Raw genomic sequence first — 25,920 nt, forward strand, 5'->3', positions numbered from 1 at the left:
AGATGGTAGTAAAAGAACCAATCTCACTTCTTCGCAATCGTCACGATCACATCCCCAACCGTTAAAACATCCACCTTCGCCCCTTCCTCCATGTAGGAGTACTTGGGCGTGAACACGTTCTCCGGCAGGGCGACTTCGGTACCACCGAACTGGATCGTCTTGGGCGGGTTTGCCAGCTGCTCCGGTGAGAGCGCCTTCACCGCGTCCATGAATGCCTGCCCCTCCTTCCGGAATGTCTTGCCGACCACCGAGCGGTTGAAGTCGATATCGGTTATGGCCCGGTCAAGTTTTGCCGCATCGGTGCGCCAGTGCACATCAGCGTTAAGCGTCCGCCCGGTATCTCCTTCATCATTGACCGTGTGCGGGGCATAGATTGTAACCTTCCCGAGCGGGGCATTGAGGGCCATGCCATTGTCGTGCTTGTACTTCCGCACTTCCGCCACTACCAGCACGAGCGTGTTGCCCTCAACCCGCGCCGCTTCGTCATCGTACGTGAACGAGACCCACGGTTGCTTGTGGACACTCTGTCCCGGGTTGAAGTACGAGTAACACTCTTCGGCAAAGTAGGGCGTGAACGGGGCGAGCATCCGGCAGAGGGCGTCGAATGCGGTGTGGAGCACGAGGCATGCGCTTGCACGGGATGCGTCCTGCTGGTAGAGCCGGCCCTTGACGAGTTCAATGTAATTGTCGGCCAGTGCGTCCCACGCGAACTCTCGGATCGCCTTGAGTGCGACATCGAACTGGTATGCCTCCATTGCATCACTGACCTGCTCAACGGTGTCCGAGAGCCGGACCAGGAGCCAGCGGTCGGCGAGCGCCGTGACGGGCGTGTTCTTGTCAAAGCCACCCTTTTCGAGCTGGATCAAGGCGAACTTCGTGATGTTCCACATCTTGGTCTGGAACCGGGACGCGGAGACCACGTCGTTCCAGTTGAACATGATGTCGGAACCGGTTGCGGCTCCCATGGCGCCCCACTGCCGCAGTGCATCGGCGCCGTTCTTTTCCAGGATCTCCTCCGGGACAATGATGTTGCCCCGGCTCTTGCTCATCTTGAACCCGTCCTCGCCCAGCACCATGCCGTTGACAAGGATCTGGTCCCATGGCCTGCTGCCGGTCAGTGCTACCGCCCGAAGGATCGTATAGAATGCCCATGTCCGGATAATATCATGGCCCTGCGGGCGGATCTGGGCGGGGAAGTAGGGCGGCTTGCCGCTGCCGTCCCAGCCGGTCACGTTCAGGACCGAGATGGATGAGTCCATCCAGGTATCGAGCACATCCACTTCGCCGTCAAACTCGGTACTGCCACACTTTTTGCAGGCATGCTTTGGTTTCACGAGCGTGGGGTCGATCGGGAGGTCTTTCTCGTCCGGCACCACCATCTCGCCGCACTTCCTGCAGAACCAGACCGGGATCGGGGTGGCGAAGATCCGCTGGCGGGAGATGCACCAGTCCCACTCCATCTGCTCGACCCAGTTCCCCATCCGGAGGAGCATGTGCCCGGGGTACCAGGTGATCTCGTGGGCCGCCTTCTGGATCTCGTCCGGCTTGATCTTCACGAACCACTGGCGCTCGGAGAGGATCTCGATGGGCGTCTTGCAGCGCCAGCAGGTTCCTACGCGCTGGGCGAGTTTCTCCTGGCGGTGGAGGATCTTCTTCTCCTTCATGTCGGCAAGGATCGCGGCCCGGCAGTCCGTGCTGTTCAGTCCCTGGTACTTGCCGGCAATCGCGGTCATCTTTCCCTGCCGGTCGATTGCCTTCCGGAGCGCAAGATTGTGCTGCTTCCACCAGTGGACATCCTGCTTGTCACCGAAGGTACAGATCATGACCGCACCGGAGCCGAATGCCGGGTCGACCGCTTCGTCCTGCACGACCGGGACATCGTGGCCGAATAGCGGGACCTTCATGGACGTGCCCTTCAGCTTGTGGTACCGCTCATCATTGGGGTGGACTGCGACTGCGACACAGGCAGCAAGGAGTTCGGGCCGGGTGGTCGCGATCTCGACGCCGTCAAAATCGAAGTAGTTGAGCTGGGTCTCGCGGTCTTCGTAGGCAACTTCCGCGAACGCGATCGCGGTCTCGCACCGGGTGCAGTAGTTCACCGGGTGCTCACTCTGGTAGATGTACCCGGAGGCCAGCATGCGGAGGAAGGAGAGCTGCGTCTTGCTGTAGTACTTCGGCGTCATCGTGATGTACTCGTTGGACCAGTCCGTGGAGAACGCCATCTTACGGAGGGTGATGCGCATTGCCGCGATGTTCTTCTCGGTCAGTTCGCGGCACATCTTCCGGAACTCTTCCCGTGACACGTCATTCTTTGTGATGTGGTTGAGTTCCTCCACTTTCACTTCCGTGGGAAGGCCGTGGCAGTCCCAGCCCTGCGGGAACATCACGTTGAAACCCTTCATGCGTTTGTACCGGGCAAAGAAATCGATATAACACCAGTTCAGTGCATTGCCGATATGGAAATTCCCGGTCGGGTACGGCGGGGGGGTATCGATGACGAACTGCGGCTTCTTCGAGTTCCGGTCAAAATAATGATCCTCGTCGCGCCAGGTGCTTCGCCAGCGCTCCTCCACTTCAGCGAAATCATAGTTTTTCGGCAGTTGATCTGATGACGCCATTCGGGACAAGGTTGGTTGTTGAATAAAATATAGTGATCGCATTGCGCAGGATGCGGCACGATAAAACTCTTTTTCCTTGAAGACAAATGACTGTTCAATGCAACGACAACCGGGCCTGGGGTATGCAGCAGCGCTCGCCGGTGGGACAACGCTTGTCGGCCCCTACCTGAAGCCCGACTGGCTGATGGCCCTTATCGTTATCCTGTATGCCCTGATCCTCTGGAAGTTTTTCGATTCAAAATATCTTACCTACACGATCTGTGCCCTTGCCGCGCTCTACGGGGTCGGGCTCCTGCCGTTTTTTGTCTTTGCAACCACGCTTGCGATGATCGTCCTGGGGGAACTGGTCTTCCAGAACGGTGCCGATGACCTGAATACGTACCTGTATTATATTATCTCGACTGCCTGGGCCGGCGTGCTCGTCATGGCGTACCTCCACGAGAACGCGATCCTGACAATCATCTTTGGTATCATCGCCGCCGTCCTTCTCAAGGTGATCCTCCTGAAATTCGAGGATTCGCTGGTTATCGAGGGGATCGGCACCGCGATGACGATGCTGCTGATCCGGGAACTCAATTTCCAGGCCGACCTCCAGATGGTGGTGGCGGCAGTCATTGTCGCATTCGCGTTTGCGTATTTTGCCTACCGCTCGAAGACCGCGGACCTGTCCGGGCTCTTCTCCATTGCCCTTGTCGGCATCATCCTCCTTGTATTTGCCAACCCCCGCTGGCTCATGGTCATGATAGTCTTCTTCATGCTGGGATCGATAGCTACGAAGTATAAATTCGAATATAAAAGGCGGATTGGGGTCGAGCAGGGCCAGAGCGGGGCACGGGGATACAAGAATGTCTTTGCAAACGGGATTGCCGCGACCGCCGCGGCGGTCCTCTACGCGGTTTTCCTGCACCCGGTCTTCATTGTCATGTATGTCGGCTGTGTGGCAACGGCGGCAGCGGATACGCTGGCCAGCGAGATCGGGGTCACCGGCGGGATCCCGCGTCTTATCACGACCTTGAAGCAGGTCCCGATCGGTACGAACGGCGGGGTGACTCTGGTGGGCGAGGTGGTTGCGCTGCTTGGCGGTTTTATCGTATCCCTGGCGGCATACCTGCTTGGGGTCATCACGCTTCCGATGCTTGCAATCTGCACGCTTGTCGGATTTATCGGCACCAACATCGACAGTCTTGTCGGGGCAACGCTTGAGAACCGGGGATTCCTCGGGAACGCGGGAACGAACCTGCTGGCCACCTTCGGTGGCGGCATCGTGGCTGCTGTGCTGTATCTTCTGATCAGCGGATAAAAAAGGATCCGGTATCCTTTTTCGGGATACCCGGGTAGTGATTTTTCTTTCAGGTTTTTTGGATCAGTATTTGTACCACCGGCCCTTGCTGTCATACTCCCCGCTTTCCTGCCGGATTTCAATGGTGTTGGCGGCGAATTTCCGGAAGAAACAGGCCTTGTAACTGATGATGACGGGTATCAGCACGAGCCCGGCAATAAACAGGATCACCGCAGTCACCCAGATGCCGTCGGTGCCGATCAGTGCCAGCAGCTGGTCCGGGGTGAATGCCTGCAACTGGGCTTCCGTGTACCGGGTCAGAGGTTCGAGACGGGAAAACAGGAGTGCTTCCCAGATGACCATCAGGCTGAAGATGAGCGCAGAGCAGACGATGGCACACGTTACGAAAAACAGGATTGCCCGGGAAAAGTTATTCGTGACCTGTTCAATGCTCCGCTGGATGGAGTCGAACACTTTCCTGTCCTCAAAGACTGCTGCGATATCCGTGAAGAACGTGAAGAGGATGCTGGGTATTGTGACGCCGAACGTGAGGAATACGATGAGTGTCGGGTCGGGAGTGGTCCCGATAAGTGTCAGGGTCAGGATGACCAGCACGAAGACCAGCACGATCATGAAGGTGACAACGAGCAGGGGAAGCAGCACGCGGAAATAATACTGCCGGCCTCCCGCTATCATTGACCGGATGTCCCCGCCATCATTTTTGATAAGGGTGAGTGATCCGGTGATGAAGAACAGGAGTACAAGACCTGATATGATGAGGAGCCGGCCGGCAAAGAATGTCCCTGAAAACATGAGGACCAGCCAGAGAGCGCCGGCTAATAGTCCGCCGGCAATGCCCGGTATCCAGAGAAGTGGCATGCGCCGGAGAAGATGCAATGCCTCGCTGAGTGCTGCCATCGCCATTGTTAACGGACCCTCGGCATGGCGACGATCTCGCGCACCTGGAGATCAAAGAAATTTGCCGTGTGCGCCGGGTGGATGACACAGACCGTGTCTGCCCCGCTCGCGGTTCCCCCGACTGCAATGACCTCTTCGGTGACCCCGATTGCACCCTGGTCGGCTGCGATCAGCACGCATTCAACGCCGACCTTGAGGCCAACTGCGACCGTGCGCCGGAGTGCTTCGGCAATCGCTTCGGTGCGGGACCCGCCGCCGACTTTGGGCGAGCGCGAAAGGGCGCGTTCGAGACCGGAGAGCGCGTGAGTGCCCATGACGATCTTCACGCCGTCCTTCCGCAGCTTTTCCGCGATCTCTTTCGAAAACTCCCACTCGCCTGGTTTAGTGAACCCGACAACGTGGGTGACCACAACGAGCTGGAGCCCGGAGCCCTTCATCGCGTCAAAAAACGTCTGCGCGGTCTTTCCCGAGGAACTTGCCACCACGATGGTTTTCAGGCCCAGTTCCTTTGCCCGCTCGACCGAAAACCGGGCGGCATCACCCGTATTTGCCTCCCCCGGCGTATCAAAATAGTAACATTTCTTCTGAACAAACGTCATAAGTACCTTTTAATAAGCCGCAGGGAAAAACTTTGTCAGATTCTGTCCGGGTATATCCGGCATCACCATTTCATTTATATGAGGAACAGATCATGCTCACGCTTGCACTTGCAGGAAAACCCAACTGCGGGAAATCCACCTTTTTCAAGGCGGCCACGATGGCAAATGCCGAAATTGCCAACTACCCGTTCACCACGATCAACCCGAACTTCGGGGTTGCCTATGTACGGACGAAATGTGCCTGCACCGAACTCAAGGTGAAGTGCAGCCACTGCGTGGACGGGAACCGGTTTGTTGCCGTCAACTTAATCGATGTGGCCGGGCTTGTGCCCGATGCGCACAAGGGTAAGGGCCTCGGCAACCAGTTCCTTGACCACCTCCGGCAGGCGAACGCGATCCTCCACATCATCGATGCGAGCGGCGGGACTGACAGCGAGGGAAACCCGGTGGGTGTGGGCAACCATGACCCCGCAGAAGACGTGAAGTTCCTCGGGTACGAGATGACGATGTGGGTTCACGGCATCCTTGCCAAGCACTGGTCCCAGATCAGCCGCGGGTCGCAGGGGAAAGGCGCCGCGATCCAGCAGGGTATTGCCGACACCTTCGTGGGCCTCGGGATCACGCTCGAAGATGTGCGCGATGTGGAACTGAATCTCAAGCTCGATCTCGTGCACGCGAATATCGAGGACTTAATCCCGCTCTGCGCGGAGATGGTGAAGATCTCAAAGCCGATGCTCATTATCGGCAACAAGTTCGATGAAGCCCCCGAGGCACTCCGGACAAAACTCGCAGAGCAGAAGGTGGCATTTGCGAGCGCGGCATCCGAACTGGCGCTGCGCAATGCGGCAACCGCGAATGTGGTGAAGTACCTGCCGGGCGATGAGCAGTTCACGGTTGTTAACGAGGCATCGCTCTCTGCACCGCAGAAGGCAGGCCTCGCAAAGATCGCGGGCGTGATGAAGGAGTGCAAGGGCACGGGCGTTCAGCAGGCGATCAACCGTGCGGTCTTCGAACTTCTTGACATGATCGTGGTCTACCCGGTGGAGGACGAGAACCACTACTGCAACAAGCAGGGCGACGTGCTGCCCGATGCCTACCTGATGCGGAAGGGTTCGACACCGCACGACCTGGCATACCAGGTCCACACGGAGATCGGCAAGGGATTCCTGTACGCAATCGATGCAAAGACCAAGATGCGGATCAAGGAGACCCACGAACTCAAGAACGGGGATGTCATCAAGATCGTTTCAGCTGCCAAGTGAAGGCAGGCGCGGCGGGTACCCGGCGGTGTATGACGGTTGTCATCCAATCGTCAGACAATCCAGCCGCACTTTGCCAAAATGTCTCTTTTTTATCGGTTTTTTTGCGCAAAAACCGCAATTTTCCCATAAAGTTTATAAGCGGGCAATGAGAACAGTCCATTTACCGAATAGAAGGCAGGAGGTGGAGAAAATAGGAGGAGAGATCTATCAGGCCCAGGTGATCAGGAATTTCTTTGACTGCATCACCGGCACCGACCGGAACCTGACCCGGATATACATGTGTGTCATGAGCCTTGCAAAACTCCGCATGGAATCCCCCGAGAAGATGGCGGCACTGTTCGACCAGCTCAAGAAGAGCAAGATCCAGAAGGAACTGTCGGTCGACATCCTTGACTACATGTGCGATGCCGCAAACCAGCTCGAACTCACCCAGGTGCAGACTGCCTTTGGTGTCAAGGATATCCGGGAAGTTGCGCAGGACTTCACCGGGATCAGCATGGATAGTTTGTAACCGGGCTGTTCACCGCTTTTCTTTTTAATTAACATTTTTTACGACCAAATTTTTTTGAATAATACACAAATTAATGGGGATTATTAAAAAAAAAGTAATGCCCGAGAGATTACATTAATGATAGATCAAACGTACTTTTTTTTATGACAGATATTATAATGCCAGATTATATCTTTGCTGTTTTTTTGTTTGCATTTTGTGCTCTCATTGTTTTCAGCATTGGTAGAAATATGAACGATCATTCAAATATGAAGCACACTCAAAAATTAAAAAACAATATATCATTTAGTAATTTTGATTCTTCAGAGAAAATCACGATAGTATTAGGAATCGCTATGATAGTGGCGGTTCTAATATTTTTTTTAGGATTATTCCAACTTAATTCAATAATTCCATCAATAACATCAGAGACTGTAAAACAAGACATCAATGCACTGATGTTATCCTTTTTTGGATTAGGTCTTGCAATGTTTGCTATGTGTATAAATTTTTTATTTACAATTTCTAATGGTGCAATCTCAAGACTTCGACATGAAGAGGTTATTGGGTACTTAAAGAAAATTCCCTCAAAGTAAGGGTGCGTCATTTAGGCCTATACCTCTATTTTTCACAGGATTTAGTTATGCTAAAAAAAGCTTTTTCACTCCAGAATGTCTCCTTTATTATTAGTTGAACAAGGACTGTGCAGGGAGTCGCTCGGGTACCTGCCGAACCTTCGCTTAGCAAGGGTGTGGATCGGTATTGAAAAACGGTAAGTGCGTAGCGCAAAAGTCGACAGACCTTTTGCGCGTAAGGCATCGCACTGGGCCGGTACTTCCGGAACTGGTTAAATTTTCACAACCAAAGTCTGCTCAAAATTTTTTATCCAAGGTCTAGTTGATCCGGATCAGCATTTTAATCGCGATCGTGATCGCGCCGAATATTTTTCAAGCAAGGTCCGGCAAAAAAATTTCAATCAAAGTCTGCTGAAATTTTTTTAATCAAGGTTTGATGAAAATATTTCAAACAGGGTCTGGTTGTTTTCCCGGATTTCTTCACGTCGGAGTATAATTTTCCGGATGCAGGTTCATACAGATCTGTTTAACATTTCACAACCAAGGTCCGGCAAAAAATTTTCAATCAAGGTCTGCTCTGAAAAATTTACGCAAGGTCCGGTTGATCCGGATCCGGTTTTCAATTGCGATCGGTTTTGCGTTCAAAAAATAATGGGCACGGTCCGGTTAAAAAATTCAGAACGAATCCGGTTATTTTTACTGTACCAGACCCCCCGGCATTCTGTACCCATGTGACCCCCCACCCCCGCCAAAAAAATGCAGCGCTTGTGCTTAAGCATACACCAAATCTCACACGTGAAAGAAACAGGAAAATTTGCCCGGCATCTGCAATGTCCGGTCAGATAAAAAAAGAGTTTATTCCATGCCCATTGCTTTCTTGTAATCGGTCAGGAGCCGGATGATCGTCCGGCGGTGTTCGTCAAGTGTCTCCTCGTCATCCGGGGAGGTGATGAGCGCGACAACGTAGATCAGGATGAGGGCATTGTCGAGTTCAAGCGTCCCCGGGTCCTCATTCATCTCCGGAGGGATATTGATTGCAGTATACGTGTGTTCATCGGGGGAAAACGCAATAGAGTGGTTTGCGGTGACCTGTGCATTGTTCCGGTCCTCGGCATTTGCACGGATGATCATGAGGGCTTTTTTCAGCGCAGCATTCGCGGCACTGTCGGGAATAAGCGAGATGGCGTTCGTGCACTCAGTGGCTGCCTTCTCGTACAGGCCGTACTTGAAGGCCAGGAATGAAGATGCGATCTCGTGGGCGGTCCCGGACGGGAAATGGGGATAGTGTGTTCTCATGCGTCCGGTGTATGCGTCAAGGTATTTTTCCATCAGGTCAGTCCTCCCGTTCACGGTCCACGGGTGGTTGTATGTTTCGGGCCGTAATCTCCCGTGGATACCCGTAATGTGCCGCAGTTCTGGAATCAGGAACCCCCGCGGCACCGGGCTACCGGATAATTATGTGAACCGGTGTCACATGAACATATCCATGGGGATAGGTTGAACCCCGGGTATCAATGGTATATATCAGAAAGAAACACCAATAAGTTTCCTTACGGTATGGGTGCAGTTATCTTTTCTGATGTGCACGCTGATGTGGACGCGATTGGGGCGTTTGCATCCTGCATCAGGTCACCGGCATTCGGCAAGGAATTCGGTCCTGTTGATGTCCTTGTAAATATGGGTGATCTTCTTCACCGCGGGAGCCGGCCGCAGGAGACGCTTGAGAAAGTCCACACCCTGTCGCAGGAGTTCCGGCTGGTATCGGTGCTTGGCAATCACGACCACGCGTTCCTTAACGGTATTCTTGTGAGCGGCAGCGATGCGGCAAGCACGTACCGTCACGAACAGCTCCGTGACTCGCCGCTCCTCTCCATTTTCGATACCATGCCCATGGAATGGGTGGACAACGGGATGTTGTTTGTACACGGCGGCCCGCTGGACTTAGGTGACCAGACCCTCCGGCTCAAGTGCTGGCAGCGCCTCTCCCACGAGAGTGGGGATTTTTTTACCGGGTACCATTATACGGCACCAATGGCATTCGATGCACTTTCCAAGCGCGGGCTGACGCATATGTGCTGCGGCCACCAGCACGAACATATCTGTTGCCGGAAGACTCCGGACGGAATCATTGAGCAGCAGCTGGATTTCGTTCCTCTGAACCTGACCGGTGGGACGAGCGATGTCAATCTTGAAGTTGCCCGTGTCCCCCTTGACTACCCGACCCTCTTACGCGTTGGCGGGTGTCACGGAGATGCTCCGGAATTTGCGTACGCGGATTCTTCTGCGTTCACATTCATCCGGTTGCTGCCGGATGAGTGATGACTGCGGCAGCATGAGGAGTCCGGGTCCTGCCGGCTATTTTGAAAAATCCTGATCTCGATAATTTTCGGCTTGTTTTGTCATTGCATATAAAGTCAGACGCGTATTTTCGCATTTTCTGAGATATATTTATATGGTGTAACCACAAAGTGGTAATTATGCCTCGTGCAGGCGAGGGGCGATCCATACGAATCGATCCTGAGGTGTATGAGGCGCTTCTCACACTGAAGTGTGGGAATATGACGTTTTCGGACGTCATAGCAAAAATGCTCCATGACTTCTATGGCTGGTCGGATGATTGTTCCGCGAGCCAGAAGGAACTGGAGGATTTCATCGAGATGCCGTCCCGTTGAACCAACGGGCTCGTCCCGCGGGAATGTTCCCGACTGATAAAAAGGAATGAAACCTTATGACAGGATCAGCCAGTCACCCTGCTACCCTCACAAAGGTGTCTGGTCGATAACCTGAAATTGCACGTTATCCCCCATCATCCCCTCGATTTTTTTCCGGAGTTCCTCCATAAGATCGGGTATCCGTTTCTCGGTCTTCAAACACCACTCGTCAAGTTCCGCGAGCATAGCATTTTCTTTGACAAGCATGGCCGCAAGCTGTGTTTTTTCCCGTTCAAGGGACTCCCTCTTCATGACAAGCGGGTGGGTGGAGAGAGATTTTTCCGCCTTCAGATATTCCGCTTCCAGGGCACGGAGGGATGAGGCGGCCGTGGAGATATCCGAACGGAACCGGGCCGTGTCGGAAAAAACCGTGCGTTCTTCCTTGTTCTTCAGGACAATTTCTGCATCCGCGATCATCCTTTCCGCTACCGGGCATGCAGCCGAAAGCGAATCGTTCATCTGTGTCATGTCCGGAATATCATGGTTTGAGAGGAGATCCATGGCGTGATGAAGCACCGCGATCTCTGATGGGTGGTGTTGCCGCGTGGCAATTTTTTCCGCTTTCCGGAGGACATGGGATGCAGTCATGGAGAGTGCTGAATATGTCCGGGCCGCATTGTCACGTTTTTGGGTAATGGCCTTGAGTGCGTCGTTATGGATGGAAATCTCTTCCATGCGGGGGTCGTCGGGGATCGTGCCCAGTTCTTTCTCAATTTCTGCCTGTCGGGCCGTGATCTCAACCACCCGTGCATGGGCCCTCCCGACTTTTTCCCCCGACTTCCCATAATCGGTTTTGAGATCAACGATGGCATCGCAGAGGGATCGTGCCGCTGCAATGTCCGTCATCTCTTTCCGGTAGGTGGCAAGCAGTGGATTGATAGTGTTGATCCCGTGCCCGATCGCATCGATCCCCTGCCGGACATCTTTCATCTCTTCCTGGAATATGGCCTGGAGGTACCGGCCCTGGCCGTGCGAACTGTTGATGCAGCCTTTCACGCACTCTGCTGCAGCAGTATAAAATTCCTCGATGTCGTCCGGGAGCTCCTTTGCAAGGGATGCGTTCATTGCCCTGACAAACTGCGGCAGGGAATTTTTGGCAATTGTCCTGAGTTTCGGGTGGAGGACCGGGTCATGTTCTGCCCCTGAGATCCCGTTGACTATGAGCTGGAGCTGGGCGGTCGCATTCCGGATCGCGTTCATCGGTTCTTTGGTACTGGAAACGAGGGTTGCTTTTACTGCACTTTCATGATCTGCCAGCCAGGGTGGTATGGCATCAAGCGCCATGCTCTTTGATACCGGCTCGCTCCCGCCAAAAATTTTTTTCAGGAACTTATGCATGTGTATCCTCTGTGTGTATGGTGAGTGAGAGAAATTTTACAAGACATCCGTATGCTAATCATCGCGGGAAATCTGGCGCAGCCGCTTCTCGCCATCGATCTCTTTCAACACCTGCACGACTGCCGGGGGAACGAGTTTCTTCCATGGTTCGCCCTGCAGCATCCTTCGTCGGATCTCGGTACCGCTCAGTATCTCCCTCTCGTACATCGCCGGTGACTGGACTTTAACTCCGGCCTCACGGAAAAGCCGGACAACAAGCGGGTTTGAGGAATAGCAGGTATCAAACGGTGGCGCCATGGAACGGACATGGGCGACCCAGAGGGCATTGCGCTGGAGGTCCTCTATGGGGATGACATAGTATGGGCATCCGAGCGAGGTGAGGGCGCGGGTGATCATGAGCACCCGTTCACCGGCTGTAAACGGGTTGTCCACATGGTGGGACAGCTGCGCGCTCCCGATACCGATGATGATCTCGTCGACTTTGTCTGCGATGTGTTCGAGCACGGACTGGTGCCCGTTGTGGTATGGCTGGAACCTTCCGATATAAAACCCGCGTTTCATGATCCTTCTCCTCTCCCTGCTCCCATGTTGGCGATCTGCGCTGCAAACGCCCCTCCAGTAAATCCGGCATCGATGTTGACGACCGCGATGACCGAGCAGGACTGGAGCATGCTTGCAAGGGCTGCTTTCCCTTTTCCCATGTACCCGTACCCGACGCTGACGGGAATGCCAATCACGGGTCTGTCAACGAGCCCCGCTACAACGGCAGGAAGGGTTCCCTCACGCCCGGCACATACGACAAACACATGGGCCCCGAGAAGGGGTTTGAGTGCCGGGAAGAGCCGGTGGATGCCGGCAGCGCCGACATCGTAGGCCGTACGGACCTCGCATCCCATCTCCTCTGCGATGATGCGGGCCTCATCAGCGACCCGGATATCTGATGTCCCTGCGGTGATAATGGCAACAATCCCCCCGGTACGTTTTGGCACCGGACTATTGCCGGCAACAAGGACGCGCCCCTGCTCCCGGTATTCGACAGTAATACCTGTTTTACCGGCCTGTTCCCGGATCCCGGTAGCCTGTTCAGGAGTCACCCGTGTCACAACGCATCGCCCGGCAGTCCCGGCAATGCGAATGACGATCTCTGCAAGATGGGCCGGGTCTTTACCCTCCGCAAGGATGACCTCGGGCATGCCGCATCGCACATTACGTCCAAGATCGATACACGCGAAATCGCCAATACGGTCGAGCCGCAGCCCTTCGATCGCTTCCGACGCGGATTCAAGCGAAATCCGGCCATCCCGGTACTGCTCGAGAAGATTCTGTAACTCTTGGTTTGCCGGCATGATTGTAATAATACAGATATGGATCGGCGTATAATAATACGTTCATTGTCATGTCGTACCTCATTTACGTTGCCGTGTTCGGGACTGCGGTTGTGATCTTTCTCTGGCTGCGTGATACGAGGATCTTTTTCCGGACCGGCCTTGCGGGATACCGGAAGGCCGCATACTGGGGTGTTGCCTACGGCGCGCTTGCCATGTTGGGCTTCCAGATCGCCAGGTACATGCCGGATTACGAGATCCTGGGCCTGGGCCTGATCCTTGGCGCGCTCTATCTCCAGTCCAACCGCGTGAAGGAGAAGGTCTGGAGGAACGAAGGCACACTCGAGCGTCTCCTTGGCAGCGTGCCCATAACAAGGACGAATAAGAAATAATGGGATACGAACAGAATTAAAATAGGGATTTTTCATCATGCTCCAGAAACCACGAGGAACCAGGGATTTTTTACCGGATGAGATGGAGGCCCGGCGTGCGGTTGAGTGGCGCCTGCGGGATGTGGCGCGGCGCTGGGGATACCGGGAAGTTTGTACTCCCGAGTTCGAGGATCTCGAACTCTTCACCATGCGCTCAGGAGAAGGGATCATTGGGGAGATGTACGTCTTTGAGGACAAGGGTGGGCGGAAACTTGCCCTGCGCCCGGAGATCACCGCTGCGGTGATCCGGATGTACATCAACGAGGCAAAGGTCGCCCCCAAGCCCCTGCGCTGGTGCTACTTTGCTGACTGCTTCCGGTACGAGCGGCCGCAGAAAGGCCGGTACCGCCAGTTCTGGCAGTTTGGCGTGGAACTGATCGGCGCCGATACGGCCATTGCCGATGCCGAAGTGATCATGCTCGCCGCCGACATGCTCAATGCAACGGGCGTGCGGTACGAACTGAAGGTTGGCCACCTCTCGTTTGTGAAAAACCTCTTGAAGGATGTGGAGCCTGCCCTACAGCGGACGATCCGTGCGCAGCTCGATAAGAAGGACTTCGAGGGGCTGAAGGCGACCCTCGATGGCATGAACCGGCCGGAACTCGCCGAATCCTTAATGACCATCGTCTCCTGCCAGGACCTGAAGAAGGCCTTCGAGATCGCGGGGGACATTCCTGAACGGGAGCGGATCGAGCAGACCATGGGATATCTCGATGCTGCCGGTGTCCGCTACTCCCTGAATCTCGGCATTGCCCGGGGACTCGACTATTATACCGGCATCGTCTTCGAAGGCTTTGCCGACAACCTCGGGGCCGAGAACCAGATCCTGGGCGGGGGCGTGTACCGCCTCGCCCACCTCTTTGGTGGGGACGACGTGGCGTCCTGCGGGTTTGCCATCGGGTTCGACCGGGTGATGGTCTCGCTCGGGGAGACAGCCCGCACCAAAGAGACCGTTGCTGCCATTGTCTGCACGGATGAGGGCAGGACACGCGCCCTTGCCGTGGCACGGGCATTCCGTGACGCCGGCATCCGCACCGAGATGGACCTTATGGGCCGGGGCTTTGGCGCGCAACTCGGGCACGCTGCCAAGTCCGCCACCTTTGCCGTGATCATCGGCCAGCGCGAGGCCGCTTCGGGAGAAGTGACCCTCAAGAACCTGCAATCGGGAGAGCAGAAGACCATCACGCTGGAAGCCGCGCTGGCCGAGGTGGGTGCCGTTGGTTCTCGCGGATGAGCTCGCCAAGCAGCAGCGCAGTATCAGCGTAGCAGAATTCTTCGAGAAGAACAAGCACCTGCTCGGTTTCGACTCCCCCACCCGCGGGGTAATTACCACTATTAAGGAAGCGGTGGATAATTCCCTTGATGCCTGCGAAGAGGCACAGGTGCTGCCGGACATTTTTATCAGCATCAAGAAGACCGGCAATGATCTCTTCCGCATTATTGTCGAAGACAACGGGCCCGGCATTACACCGGCGCAGGTCCCATTCGTCTTTGGAAAACTGCTCTATGGCTCACGGTTCCACCAGATCCGGCAGACCCGCGGGCAGCAGGGTATCGGGATCTCCGCCGCCGTTTTATATGCCCAGCTCACGAGCGGGCTTCCCACGATCGTTATCTCCCGCACCGGTGCAAAGGAGCCTGCTCACCGGTTCGAGATCCAGATCAAGATCGAGACCAATGAACCCGATATCATCGCGCAGGAACCGTTCGAATGGGACCGGATCCACGGGACCCGGGTGCAGATCGAGTTCAAGAGCACGATGGCCGCAAAGAAGAAGCTGCTCGAATATCTCCGGTACACTTCGGTTGTGAACCCCCATGCGCGGTTCCGGGTGGAACTCGATGATGAGGCATTCACCTTCGAGCGCGTCAGCCAGGAAGTGATCGTCTGTCCGGTCTCTATCCAGCCCCACCCGCACGGCATCGAACTGGGGCAGTTCAAGCGCATGGCGGCTGCAAGCGACCAGAATCTGATCGATTTCCTTGTCGAAGGGTTCAGCAGGGTCGGGAAGAAGATCGCACAGGATATGTGCGACCGTGCCGGACTGAAGAGCACCTTAAAAGCAAAGGGACTTTCGGCCGATCAGCAGAAAGTCCTGCTCGCGGCCATGCAGGAGATCGCGGTTCCTGCGCCCCCGATCTCCCAATGCCTCTCACCCATCGGCGAGGAACTGATCCGGCGCGGGCTTGATAAGGAGTTCCAGATGGACTTTGTCGCTGCCCGAACGCGCGCAACTTCTGTCTTCTCGGGCCACCCGTTCATGGTCGAGGCGGCGATCGGATACGGGGGGAAGCTGACCTCGGAAGGGAATGCGGTTATTCTCCGGTTTGCCAACCGCGTCCCGTTGATGTACCAGCAGGGTGCCTGCGCCATCACGGAGTGCATCATGAACGTGAACTGGAAGGCCTACAACCTCTCGCAGCAGGGGCTCCCGATGGGCCCGGTGCTGATCCTCGTTCACGTGGCCTCGACCAATGTCCCTTTCACGAGCGAGAGCAAGGATGCGATTGCGAGCATCTCCGAGATCGAGAAGGAGATTGTGCTGGCCCTGCAGGACCTTGGCCGCGAACTCAAAAACTTCGTCTCGCGCCGGGACAAGAACAAACTCGCCGAGGACCGGGCCCGGGCGGTCTGCGCAATCATCCCGGAGATTGCGGAGAAGGTGAGCGAGATTGTGGAGAAGCCCCTTATCGATACCACGCCCATCGAAGGAAAACTGATGAAGAAACTGATTGCGAAGAAGGCAACCCGCAACGGGAAGGTCACGCTGGAACTTGCCAACTACAGCAGTTATGACGGGGAGATCACGGTCTACGACATCTCTGCCGATGATGCAGCCGATGCTGTGCCCAAAGCCGATTTTGTGAGCGAGATGGACGGGCAGTTCACAAAGGTCTGGAAGATGGTAATCCCCCCGAAAACGGTCTGGCATGCAGAGTATTCCGGCAAGGGCGGGGGCATCCTTGATGTACGCGGGATAGACGACAACAAGAAGATGGTGGTGGATCTCGATGTCTAAAGAGGAACTGGAGAAGAAGGCGCTGGTATCGCTCCTCAACATTGCAAGCGCATGGTACGACCAGATGAAATCGGGTGAGATCCCCTCCATCTCGCTCCCCACGCGGACGAAGTATAATATCGAGTTCGACGATGCGAGCGAGGTCTGGAAGTACGGGGACAAGGAGAGCATGCGGACTGCCGCCTCCGCCAAGAGCGCCACGCACCTGCTGAAGATGGCGTACGTGATCGCGTTCATCAAGCAGCAGCTGGCCGAAAACCGCTCGTCAACGCTGAGAGAGATGTATTACATCTCGGAAGGCTGGAAGCGCGCGAAATTCGGCGCACAGGACGAGAGTAACTTCTTAATTGAAGACCTTGAGATCCTGTCGGAAGTGCCGCGCGAGGGTTTCCACCTCCATCCTGAAGAGAACGGGGCCTCGATCTACGGCCCGATGCGGATCCGCGAGGAGACCCGCCGCGGAATGAAGACCCTCCACTGCCAGGATGATGTCGGGCAGGCCGGCTACACGATCCCGAACAACGTGGAGAACATCGAGTTCGTGGACCATGATGCGAAGTTCGTGATTGCCATAGAGACGGGTGGTATGTACGACCGTCTGATCGAGAACGGGTTCGACGAGGAGCATAACGCAATCCTCGTCCACCTCAAGGGCCAGCCGGCACGGTCGACCCGCCGCATGCTTAACCGCATCAGCACGACCTGGGACCTGCCGATCCTGGTCTTCACGGATGGCGACCCATGGTCTTACCGCATCTACGGCTCGGTTGCCTACGGTGCCATCAAGAGCGCCCATATGTCGGAGATGCTTGCCACCCCGAAAGCCCAGTTTCTCGGCCTTCAGCCCAGCGACATCCGTGACTACAATCTCCCCTCCGACAAGCTGAGCGATAAGGATATCGAGGCGTTACGATCCGAACTGACGGATCCCCGGTTTGCCACCGATTACTGGAAGAAGGAGATCAACCTGCAGATTGAGATGGGGCTCAAGTCAGAACAACAGGCGTTTGCAGCGCGGGGGCTGGATTTTGTGACGAAGAAGTATTTGCCGGACCGGCTGAGTGAGATGGGGATTATTTGAACACGATTATGACTATCGCTGTCTCTTACCCGGACAAATATTCCGTTGAGGAGGCCTTCCAGCTCCTTAAAATACCTTGGGTATGGTATGAGGAGGGATGCCACTATGATGTGGTCATTGCCCATAAGGCGGATGTACCCGGATATGACGGACCATTGATTGATCTTACGGATAATGATTTTTTAAAAAAAAACAGCGACCTGCTTAATGCTGGGCAGCAGCATCTCCATGAGCCAGTATGTGATCTTCTGCTCGACAAGATTCGGGAAGAGCTTAAAAAATACGTGATCCTTGTGGAGATACCCCCAGTACCCTGGGGATATCCCTATATGGTGGCCCTTACCCATGATGTGGATGTTACCTCTGTCAGGGATTGCAGGCTTGTAACTGTGGGATATGCAGCATTCCAGTGCATCCTGCATGGTTCGGTTTATGCAGGACTCCGTCTTGGCCTTTCACGCTTTGGGATCGGAAGTGATTCCTGGGCTCTCTTTGACCGCTGGAAAACATTTGAGGATCAACTGGGTGTGCGCTCGACATTCTTTTTTGTTCCAAAGAAAGATGATCCGGGTGTTCGGGCACACCCGTACCGGGCCGTTGGTTATGATCTCAACATGGATGTGCTTCGAGATCTGACACAGGGTGGATGGGAAGCCGGTGTTCATGGTATCGACAACTGGACTGATTCCCAACGGGGAAAACAGGAGATGGCCCCGATCAGTCCCTGCGGTAAGATACCTGGTAACCGGACGCACTGGCTCCTCTTTGACCAGAACAGCTGGAAGGCACTCGATGAAGCGGGCTACTTGTACGATACCACATTCGGGTACAATGATGATGCTGGTTTTCGTGCGGGAACGCTTCAGGTATACCGGCCGCGCACTGCACAGAAACTGCTGGAACTCCCGCTCCATATACAGGACCTCGGGCTCTTTGGTAAATTCTGCTGGGCAACAACTGGCAATGAATGGGTAAAGACACCCTGCCTGCACCTGGATGCCCCAGCAGCACTCACGTACTGTGATCGCATATTTGGTTTTGCAAGGAAATACGGAGGGGCAGTTACATTACTCTGGCACTACGAGAACCTGACCCCCCCCAGGGACTGGTCCGGCACGTATGCGGAACTGGTGAACCGTGCGCAGGCCGATGGTGCATGGGTGACAACGGCCGGATCGGTAGTCGGATGGTTTGAGGTACGGAGGAAAACGGGTATTGGATATGAAATGAATAATAAACTAATTACTATCAGGATCTGTAATCCGGATTCCGGCCATCAACCCCCGATGCGCGTGCGGGTCCATATCGATCCGGCCATGGTATCCTCTGTAAATGCTGAGCACAAACCGGGGAACGGTTACCTTGATATTGAATGCACCTGGCCGGAAATAACGGTGGCACTCAAATGAACGTCCTTCTGACTGATGGGAATTTCAAACATACTCTGGCAGCGGTACGCTCTCTTGGGAAAAGAGGCATTGAGGTAACTGTCCTATCACATCTTTCTGTCAGCATCTCATTTTTTTCTAAATATTGTCATCGCCGTGTGATTGCACCGGATCCTGAAAAGGATCCCCTGTTTGCAGCATTTCTGCTCGATTACGTCAAAAAAAATCATGTGGACGTTGTGTTGCCAGTCAGTTTTGCTGCGGTGATGCAGGTCTCCCGGATTCGCCACGAACTGGAAAAATATACGAAAATTCCCCTTGCGGATGAAACGGCACTGGATATTGCCGGGAGCAAGGACCGTACTATCCAGTACGCTGAAAAGATCGGGATCCGGGTCCCGAAAACCTGGTACCCCCGCACAGAAGCCGAAGCCGGGGCAATTGCACACGAGGTTTCGTATCCTGCTGTGATCAAGGGGTCAGAAGAATCGGGATTTGTCAGGTATGCAAATGCCCCTTATGAATTATCTGAAAAATACCGTTTTATCGCCAGATACTCTCCGGTAATTCAGGAGTACATTACGGGTGAGGGGTACGGTTTTTTTGCTCTTTATAATCATGGGACTGCCCGGGCGATCTTCATGCACAAACGGATCCGCGAATATCCGGTTACCGGTGGGCCAAGTGCCGTAGCAGTAAGTGTCAATGATCCGGCATTACGCGATGCGGGACTACGTATCCTTGATAGTCTGCACTGGCATGGTGTTGCAATGGTGGAGTTTAAAAAAGATGAGAAGACCGGCGCATTTGTCCTCATGGAGATCAATCCAAAATTCTGGGGTTCTCTTGGACTCTCCATTGCAGCCGGTGTGGATTTCCCGTACCTTGCCAGCAGGATGGCAATGGATGGCGATATCGAGCCGGTATTCCACTATGAGTCCGGTGTAAAATACCGCTGGCTTTTCCCGGCGGATCTCTTTAATGTGATAACAAATCCCCGTTCGTTCCCGGATTTTATCAGGGATTTCGGGGATAGATTCATGCAATACGATATTGATATGCACGATCCCGTTCCTGCGTTTATTCAGATGGGCATGACCGTTGCTGAGTTTATGCTCCGGGTAAAACAGAAACGGTTCTGGAGACCTCATGGACGACCTCATTGCTGATTTCCATATTCATTCAAAATACTCCCATGACTCGGTGATGTCACCGGAGAGTATTATAAAACGGGCAAAAAAGGTTGGGCTGACCTGCATCGCGATAACGGATCACGGGACGATTCGCGGGGGTCTGGAGGGAAAACGGGTTGCACGTACTCATGGTATTGATGTTATTGTTGGTACTGAGATTGCGACCGATTGCGGGGATATAATCGGGCTCAACCTCCATGAGGATATCCTGATTACCCGGTGGCAGGATGTTATCCCGGCGATACGGTCGCAAGGGGGCAAGGTTATGTTTCCACATCCATATCGCGATCATTCTTCTATTGAAGAGATTGCAGAATGTGTGGATTTTATTGAAATATGGAACGGCCGGTCGACCCTCCAACAAAATATGGCTGCACAGGATCTGGCAACCCGCTTCTCAAAACTGGTGATGTACGGAAGCGATGCCCATGTCAGTTCAGAAATTGGATCTGTAAAAACCCGTATCGATCCAGAATCCTTCCAGTTCAGGGAGCTGCTCACAGAACGTTATTCCACGGCTTCTGAAATTCATCGCAGCCAGATCATCAGCCTTGTGAAACAACGAAAATGGGGAACATTGATTTCTCAGGGGACCAGGTATATTGGCAGAAAAGTATGGCGGTTCCCATAACCGGTAAGAAGTTTTTCTGAGGTTATTTTGTCTTATGTCTAAATTCGAGCCCGTTCCGCTTCGAGCATATCTTGTAATGTCTTTTTAAGGGGAATCTCCGGTTTCCAGGCTGTGACGTTGTAGATCCGTGAAATGTCACTCTGCTGCGAGGGGATAGTGATCTGTTGTGGATCTGTTGGAAGATTGACAGGATACTTCACTCCAGTGATCTTCTCCAGTGTTGCGATCACCTCAGAGATCGGGCACGATCTTCCCGAGCCGATATTGAAGGCTTTTCCGGTACAGTCCTCCTCAAACCGGGGATGGGTCACAAGTGCCCAGTATGCCCTGACGACATCCCGGACATCAATAAAATCCCGGGCTGATTGAGTTTCCAGAAGATCAAGTGAATCTCGTTTTCCCTGTTCGAATTCGACGATCTGCCGGATAATTTTTCCGCACAAAAATGTGTCAGCCTGGCCGGGACCCGTGAGATTGAACGGGCGGGCAATTGTCAGGTTGATGCCCCTCTCCCGGTAATGCATCAAGGCAAGATTATCCTGTGCAGCTTTTGCAGCACCATATTCGGTCAAAGGCTGGAACGGAGATTCCTCGGTTATGGGTGATGATCCCGGGTATCCGTATACTGCAGATGAACTTGTTATGAGGACCCGGCAATCAGGATTTGTACTGGATATAACCTCAATCAGGTGTTGAGTACCACAGACATTGGTCATGAATAAATCCGCGGCTGAGCCGCGGTTCAGACCGGCAAGATGGATGATCGCATCCGGTTTAACGGAGGATACCAGTGTAAAAATACGATCCCGGTTGAGGAGATCTGCTGCAACCCAGGTTATGTCTCCGCCGGGATATGGCCGGGATGGTACGTTTCGCGCAAGGCTGGTAATCTGGATATCCTTGTCTGGAGCAAGAAACCGGATCAGGGCAGTTCCGGTAAAACCGGATGCCCCGGTAACCAGAAGTTTCATGGAAGAAAACGATCTTTATAGCGCTCGAACTCTTCGATAGATCGGGCATAGTCATCCGGCCTACCGATATCCAGCCAGTAACCGGTATGAGGATAGCTGTACACTGCCTCGTTCTTTGCCGTAAGAGCGTACATCAGCTGGTCAAATCCGAACGGTTCTCCTTCCGGGACATAGTCCAGCACCTTTTTTGAGAATACATAGACCCCCATGCTGACATCGAAGTGGAATGTGGGTTTCTCCCTGAATGCCGTTATCTTACGGTTCTCGTCCTTTTCAAGGACACCGAAGTCGATATTCACATCGCGCTGATAGGTTGCCACGGTTGCGATGGCCTTGTTCCTGCGGTGGCTCTCAATAAGATCAAGATATTTGATATCGGTCAGGATATCCCCGTTCATCACAAGAAATGTATCATCAAGATCATCAATGAGCCGGAGCGGGCCGATCGTTCCAAGCGGTGAATCTTCGTGTACATAGGAGATATTGAGGCCAAGCGTCTTGTTGCTGTCAAGGTATGCATGGATTAGTTCGTGCAGGTACCCGGTACTGATCGTTACCCTTTCGAATCCGCAGTGTTTGAGCTGACGGAGGATCACCTCAAGGATGGGATAATCTCCGATAGGCATGAGTGGTTTGGGAAGCACTGTGGTATACGGCATCAGCCGCCGGCCTTTTCCTCCAGCCAGAATGATCGCTTGCATAAATTCCTCCTAAACGGTATATACTCCGGTTTTATACGAAGCAATGTGATCCTTCATCCATCCGATGGTCAGGTCAAGTCCGTCTTCAAGGGTAAATGACGGTTGCCAGCCCGCCAGCTCTTTTGCCGACCGGTTATCGCACAACAATTGTATAACTTCGCTCTTCTCCGGGCGGATACGCTCCTGCTCGCACACGATTTTTGCCTTGGGGTTGACTTTTTTGACGATAATATCTGCGAGTTCCCCTATAGTCACACCGCGGCCTGAGCCTGTATTGATCGTCTTGCCCACGGTATTCTTGCTCTCCGCGAATTTAATGAAACCGGAAACCGTGTCCGCAACATACGTGAGATCGCGGACCGGTGTAAGCGAGCCGAGTTTGATCTTGTTAGAGGTGAGTGCCTGGGTGATGATCGTAGGGATTACTGCGCGTGTCGATTGCCGGGGCCCGAAGGTATTGAATGGACGGATGGTCGTGACCGGCAGGCCAAACGAGCAGTAAAAGGATTCTGCTATTTTATCGCCGCCAATCTTACTCGCAGAGTAGGGCGACTGACCCTGGAGCGGGTGTTTCTCGTCAATGGGTGTATATTGTGCCGTCCCGTATACTTCGCTTGTTGATGTATGGACAACGCGGTTGACACCTTCATCAATACATGCCTGCATCACGTTCAGGGTGCCTTTTATATTGGTATTGACGTAGGATTCCGGGGCAACATAGGAGTACGGGATGCCGATGAGTGCTGCAAGATGGAAGACATATTCTTTATTGGCAACCGCGTTTCTTACAAAGAGCGCATCAGTGACATCACCGGAAATTACCGTGAGATTCGGTGTTGAATCGGAATAGCGTCCTTCCAGCATGCCCCAGTCATTGCGGGCATTGTAATGTACAAATGCGGTGACGTCTGCTCCCCGATGCAGTAACTCGTCAACAAGGTGACTGCCAATAAAACCCCCGGCACCGGTCACCAGTACTTTTTTGTCCTGCCATTTCATGGTGAGTCCTGTCTATATGTTTTTATGAGTTCCTGATAATCTTTCTCTGCCTGTGCCATGAGTATTTTCCATTGCCCGGTATTTACGACAACCTGCCTGGCGGCGATTCCCATCTGTTTCCGCAGTTCCGGATCACGGGCAAGTTTGAGAAGGGCAGATGCAACTTCATCCGGAGATCCAGGTTTGATTAAGAGTCCCGTACTATTGTTAGTTACCCATTCCGGAATGCCTCCGACAGATGTAGCAATGCAAGGAAGGCCGCTTGCCATGGCTTCGAGGATCGAGACCGGGGTTCCGTCAGAAATTGAAGTTGTAAGGAAAATATCCGTATCTCGGTAATCCTGAGGCACGTCACAATATTCGGTTTTTTTCCTGAAGGTGATCCTGTCATTCAATCCCAGACATGAGACAAGGCTTCGGATAGATGGTTCATCCGGGCCCTCCCCCTTGATTGTCAGGTAAAGTCTCGGGTCTTTTTGGCACGCGAGTCCGAATCCCTTGACCAGGGTAGCATTATCATAGACCGGGAAAAAACCACGGTTTGAAAAAACATCTATCCTGTTTTTGTCGCGGGTATCATGTTCACAATCCGGCACAAATAGATCGGTATCTATGCCAAAAGGGAGGTATCGGACCGTGGATTCCGGAATGTGATAATCCTCGATAATGTGTTTCCTGATATCTTTAGAGACGGAGTATATGAGATTTGAGGAACTGAGAACTTTTTTAGTGAAATACCGAATTAATACGCTTTTTTGTGGAAGGATGAGTATATCATCGCCCCATGCGGAGACGACTGTGGGCCGGAAATGAAGCCCCGGTAAGTGGAACCCGAATTTTGCTATGAACTGGGCATGAATAATATCAGGCTGAATTACTCGTATGATCTTTTTGATCTGCAAGTGGCGGGGGATGAACGCGAGATAGAGATTGTTCCATCGCGAGGATAATACATGTTCAGTTACTCCCGGCAGGATGCGGTTCATGGGATCATATGTGATAAGGTGGACTTCGTGACCGGACTCGGCGAAATATTCAGCCCAGCGCTGGTTATGTGTGCTGCGGCCGTCAGCGATGAGGAGGAGGATCATAGCGTTGGAACTCCTTCGGGAATATGCTTCCATGATTCGAATTTAGGAAGGATCATAACTCGGGATTGTTTCAATGTGTTCATTAACAGGTTTCTTTTTATGTTTGTGGCCATGCGATCTTATACATTCCGGATGTATTATCTCGGATTGGCTGATTGTGTTTCTGAAGAATAATCAAAAACCCGTGCCATTTCATACTATTTTCAGCCTTATAATGTCGTCATCAATAACTGTCCCTTCGGGAAAAAAATAATGCTCTTACCATCTTTCTGGGGAGGGACCAGCTTATCAGGAGTCCCGCAGGGAGAATTATTAAGAGATCCCGGAGTTTACCGAACATCTGGGAAATGGAATCGGTTTTTTCCATGGTCCAGCATGTAAGTGAGAACCCGGTAAATATTGATGGTGAGAAACCGGGCATAGCATCCCCCCGAGTGAAGCCCGCAAACAGGCAGTCGTTAATGAAACGCCGCTGTGCCGCAAGAAGTTCACCGGTATACTGATCTGATTCGTTTCCAAGATCCATCTTGATTTGGACAAACATCCTCAACATATCCATATATCCCTGGGGCGATGAGAACATAAATCGGAACGTTTCAGAATGCTGCCCCTGATGGTAAAAGAGACAGGCACCACTCACAAATCCTATATCATACCTACGCGCAATTTTCAACCACTGGTAATAATCGGAAGAATATGGATATTCAAGACTGAATGATCCCACTTCCTTGTAGATGTCGCGCCGGACCATGACTGATGGGCATACAATAAATGAACGGGCGGAAAGCAGACTCCGGAATCCATCCGGTGCCGAATAAACTCTGTCCGTATCGTTGTATGACATTTCTTTATCCTCCGTTTCAGTCACAATGCGAGCACTGGTAGTTGTCAGAACCACCGAGGGATGCTCCTGAAAGAACGCTACACACCGAGAAGTAAAACCCGGATCGATGAAGTCATCGGAATGGAGGATATGCAGGTATGTGCCGGTTGCCAGCTCGATGCAGCGGTTGCAATTCCCAAACAATCCCAGGTTTCTCTCATTTTTTACATACCGAAGCCTTTTGTCAGAGTGGGACGCCACAACGGTAGCAGTATTGTCATTGGAATTATTATCTACAACAATCACTTCGATATTACGATAGGACTGGGCAAGCGCACTCTCAATCGCTCTGCCGATCATGCCGGCCCGGTTATACGTCGGGATACAGATGGAAACAAGGGGAGTGTCAGGCATAGCAGTAATCCTGCAGGTTGTGTATCCGGATACGATAGGACATAACGGGTAGTCTGATCTGC

At 53.3% G+C, this 25,920-nt stretch carries 25 protein-coding genes; 13 read left to right on the top strand and 12 right to left on the bottom strand.

All coding sequences use genetic code 11. The annotated features are described in order from the left end of the window. Window positions 1–23: 23 nt before the first annotated feature. Complete coding sequence (locus M0R30_RS01295; RefSeq protein ID WP_292542309.1) at window positions 24–2,618, bottom strand: valine--tRNA ligase; 2,595 nt, start codon at window positions 2,616–2,618, stop codon at window positions 24–26. A gap of 97 nt (window positions 2,619–2,715) precedes the next feature. On the opposite strand from M0R30_RS01295, the gene M0R30_RS01300 reads away from it, so the two are divergent. Then, on the top strand, window positions 2,716–3,918 hold the full coding sequence (locus M0R30_RS01300) for a TIGR00297 family protein (protein WP_292542311.1): 1,203 nt from the start codon (window positions 2,716–2,718) through the stop codon (window positions 3,916–3,918). 63 nt (window positions 3,919–3,981) lie between these two features. On the opposite strand, the gene M0R30_RS01305 is transcribed toward M0R30_RS01300, so the two are convergent. Further along, the gene (locus M0R30_RS01305) at window positions 3,982–4,821 is read right to left on the bottom strand and encodes a hypothetical protein (RefSeq protein WP_292542313.1); all 840 of its coding nucleotides are present in this window, start codon (window positions 4,819–4,821) and stop codon (window positions 3,982–3,984) included. A 2-nt stretch (window positions 4,822–4,823) separates the two neighbouring features. Then, window positions 4,824–5,414, bottom strand: a complete 591-nt coding sequence (locus M0R30_RS01310) for a pyruvate kinase alpha/beta domain-containing protein (protein ID WP_292542315.1) — start codon at window positions 5,412–5,414, stop codon at window positions 4,824–4,826. A gap of 92 nt (window positions 5,415–5,506) precedes the next feature. Between M0R30_RS01310 and M0R30_RS01315 the strand changes: the two genes are divergently transcribed. The 3 genes from M0R30_RS01315 (at window position 5,507) to M0R30_RS01325 (ending at window position 7,762) form a co-directional block, all read left to right on the top strand. Next, window positions 5,507–6,676 carry a redox-regulated ATPase YchF gene (locus M0R30_RS01315; protein ID WP_292542316.1) on the top strand — a complete coding sequence of 390 codons (1,170 nt, stop codon included), beginning with the start codon at window positions 5,507–5,509 and terminating at the stop codon, window positions 6,674–6,676. A gap of 190 nt (window positions 6,677–6,866) precedes the next feature. After that, entirely contained in the window at window positions 6,867–7,187 is a 321-nt protein-coding gene (locus tag M0R30_RS01320; RefSeq protein WP_292542781.1) for a hypothetical protein, read from the top strand. 143 nt (window positions 7,188–7,330) lie between these two features. Beyond that, window positions 7,331–7,762 carry a hypothetical protein gene (locus tag M0R30_RS01325; protein WP_292542318.1) on the top strand — a complete coding sequence of 144 codons (432 nt, stop codon included), beginning with the start codon at window positions 7,331–7,333 and terminating at the stop codon, window positions 7,760–7,762. Window positions 7,763–8,596: 834 nt separating this feature from the next. Here the strand turns inward: M0R30_RS01325 and M0R30_RS01330 are convergent. Then, on the bottom strand, window positions 8,597–9,070 hold the full coding sequence (locus M0R30_RS01330; protein WP_292542320.1) for a hypothetical protein: 474 nt from the start codon (window positions 9,068–9,070) through the stop codon (window positions 8,597–8,599). A 228-nt stretch (window positions 9,071–9,298) separates the two neighbouring features. Between M0R30_RS01330 and M0R30_RS01335 the strand changes: the two genes are divergently transcribed. Together M0R30_RS01335 and M0R30_RS01340 are read left to right on the top strand one after the other, a co-directional pair. Beyond that, entirely contained in the window at window positions 9,299–10,060 is a 762-nt protein-coding gene (locus tag M0R30_RS01335; protein WP_292542321.1) for a metallophosphoesterase, read from the top strand. 158 nt (window positions 10,061–10,218) lie between these two features. Further along, a complete protein-coding gene (locus M0R30_RS01340; RefSeq protein ID WP_292542323.1) occupies window positions 10,219–10,413 on the top strand; it encodes a hypothetical protein in 195 nt (64 codons plus the stop codon). Between the two features lie 87 nt (window positions 10,414–10,500). Here the strand turns inward: M0R30_RS01340 and M0R30_RS01345 are convergent, their stop codons facing one another. From M0R30_RS01345 to larB, 3 genes are read right to left on the bottom strand one after another with little or no spacing between them, the layout of a single operon-like run. Continuing rightward, the gene (locus M0R30_RS01345) at window positions 10,501–11,790 is read right to left on the bottom strand and encodes a hypothetical protein (RefSeq protein WP_292542325.1); all 1,290 of its coding nucleotides are present in this window, start codon (window positions 11,788–11,790) and stop codon (window positions 10,501–10,503) included. A 54-nt stretch (window positions 11,791–11,844) separates the two neighbouring features. Further along, complete coding sequence (locus tag M0R30_RS01350; protein ID WP_292542327.1) at window positions 11,845–12,351, bottom strand: nicotinamide-nucleotide adenylyltransferase; 507 nt, start codon at window positions 12,349–12,351, stop codon at window positions 11,845–11,847. Then, window positions 12,348–13,136 carry a nickel pincer cofactor biosynthesis protein LarB gene (larB, locus tag M0R30_RS01355; protein ID WP_292542329.1) on the bottom strand — a complete coding sequence of 263 codons (789 nt, stop codon included), beginning with the start codon at window positions 13,134–13,136 and terminating at the stop codon, window positions 12,348–12,350. The genes M0R30_RS01350 and larB overlap by 4 nt, the downstream gene beginning before the upstream one ends. Window positions 13,137–13,186: 50 nt before the next feature. On the opposite strand from larB, the gene M0R30_RS01360 reads away from it, so the two are divergent. From M0R30_RS01360 to M0R30_RS01390, 7 genes are all read left to right on the top strand, one after another. Further along, window positions 13,187–13,507 (top strand): ABC transporter permease, encoded by a 321-nt coding sequence (locus M0R30_RS01360; protein ID WP_292542330.1) that lies wholly within the window; start codon window positions 13,187–13,189, stop codon window positions 13,505–13,507. 37 nt (window positions 13,508–13,544) lie between these two features. Further along, on the top strand, window positions 13,545–14,780 hold the full coding sequence (gene hisS, locus M0R30_RS01365) for a histidine--tRNA ligase (protein WP_292542331.1): 1,236 nt from the start codon (window positions 13,545–13,547) through the stop codon (window positions 14,778–14,780). After that, window positions 14,764–16,566 carry a DNA topoisomerase VI subunit B gene (locus M0R30_RS01370; RefSeq protein ID WP_292542334.1) on the top strand — a complete coding sequence of 601 codons (1,803 nt, stop codon included), beginning with the start codon at window positions 14,764–14,766 and terminating at the stop codon, window positions 16,564–16,566. Before hisS ends, M0R30_RS01370 begins: the two co-directional genes overlap by 17 nt. After that, complete coding sequence (locus M0R30_RS01375) at window positions 16,559–17,647, top strand: DNA topoisomerase IV subunit A (protein ID WP_292542335.1); 1,089 nt, start codon at window positions 16,559–16,561, stop codon at window positions 17,645–17,647. The genes M0R30_RS01370 and M0R30_RS01375 overlap by 8 nt, the downstream gene beginning before the upstream one ends. An 8-nt stretch (window positions 17,648–17,655) precedes the next feature. Further along, the gene (locus M0R30_RS01380) at window positions 17,656–19,056 is read left to right on the top strand and encodes a hypothetical protein (protein WP_292542337.1); all 1,401 of its coding nucleotides are present in this window, start codon (window positions 17,656–17,658) and stop codon (window positions 19,054–19,056) included. 137 nt (window positions 19,057–19,193) lie between these two features. Further along, window positions 19,194–20,204 (top strand): ATP-grasp domain-containing protein, encoded by a 1,011-nt coding sequence (locus tag M0R30_RS01385; RefSeq protein ID WP_292542339.1) that lies wholly within the window; start codon window positions 19,194–19,196, stop codon window positions 20,202–20,204. Next, a complete protein-coding gene (locus M0R30_RS01390) occupies window positions 20,185–20,859 on the top strand; it encodes a PHP domain-containing protein (RefSeq protein ID WP_292542340.1) in 675 nt (224 codons plus the stop codon). Before M0R30_RS01385 ends, M0R30_RS01390 begins: the two co-directional genes overlap by 20 nt. 38 nt (window positions 20,860–20,897) lie before the next feature. Here the strand turns inward: M0R30_RS01390 and M0R30_RS01395 are convergent, their stop codons facing one another. From M0R30_RS01395 to M0R30_RS01415, 5 genes are all read right to left on the bottom strand, one after another. Continuing rightward, on the bottom strand, window positions 20,898–21,830 hold the full coding sequence (locus M0R30_RS01395; RefSeq protein ID WP_292542342.1) for an NAD-dependent epimerase/dehydratase family protein: 933 nt from the start codon (window positions 21,828–21,830) through the stop codon (window positions 20,898–20,900). Further along, on the bottom strand, window positions 21,827–22,531 hold the full coding sequence (locus tag M0R30_RS01400; RefSeq protein ID WP_292542344.1) for a sugar phosphate nucleotidyltransferase: 705 nt from the start codon (window positions 22,529–22,531) through the stop codon (window positions 21,827–21,829). The genes M0R30_RS01395 and M0R30_RS01400 overlap by 4 nt, the downstream gene beginning before the upstream one ends. Window positions 22,532–22,540: 9 nt before the next feature. Next, on the bottom strand, window positions 22,541–23,530 hold the full coding sequence (locus tag M0R30_RS01405) for an SDR family NAD(P)-dependent oxidoreductase (protein ID WP_292542346.1): 990 nt from the start codon (window positions 23,528–23,530) through the stop codon (window positions 22,541–22,543). Beyond that, on the bottom strand, window positions 23,527–24,621 hold the full coding sequence (locus M0R30_RS01410) for a glycosyltransferase family 4 protein (RefSeq protein WP_292542349.1): 1,095 nt from the start codon (window positions 24,619–24,621) through the stop codon (window positions 23,527–23,529). Before M0R30_RS01410 ends, M0R30_RS01405 begins: the two co-directional genes overlap by 4 nt. 223 nt (window positions 24,622–24,844) lie before the next feature. After that, on the bottom strand, window positions 24,845–25,858 hold the full coding sequence (locus tag M0R30_RS01415) for a glycosyltransferase (RefSeq protein WP_292542351.1): 1,014 nt from the start codon (window positions 25,856–25,858) through the stop codon (window positions 24,845–24,847). Between the last annotated feature and the right edge of the window lie 62 nt (window positions 25,859–25,920).

Source organism: Methanoregula sp. (assembly GCF_023227875.1).
GTDB lineage: Archaea > Halobacteriota > Methanomicrobia > Methanomicrobiales > Methanospirillaceae > Methanoregula.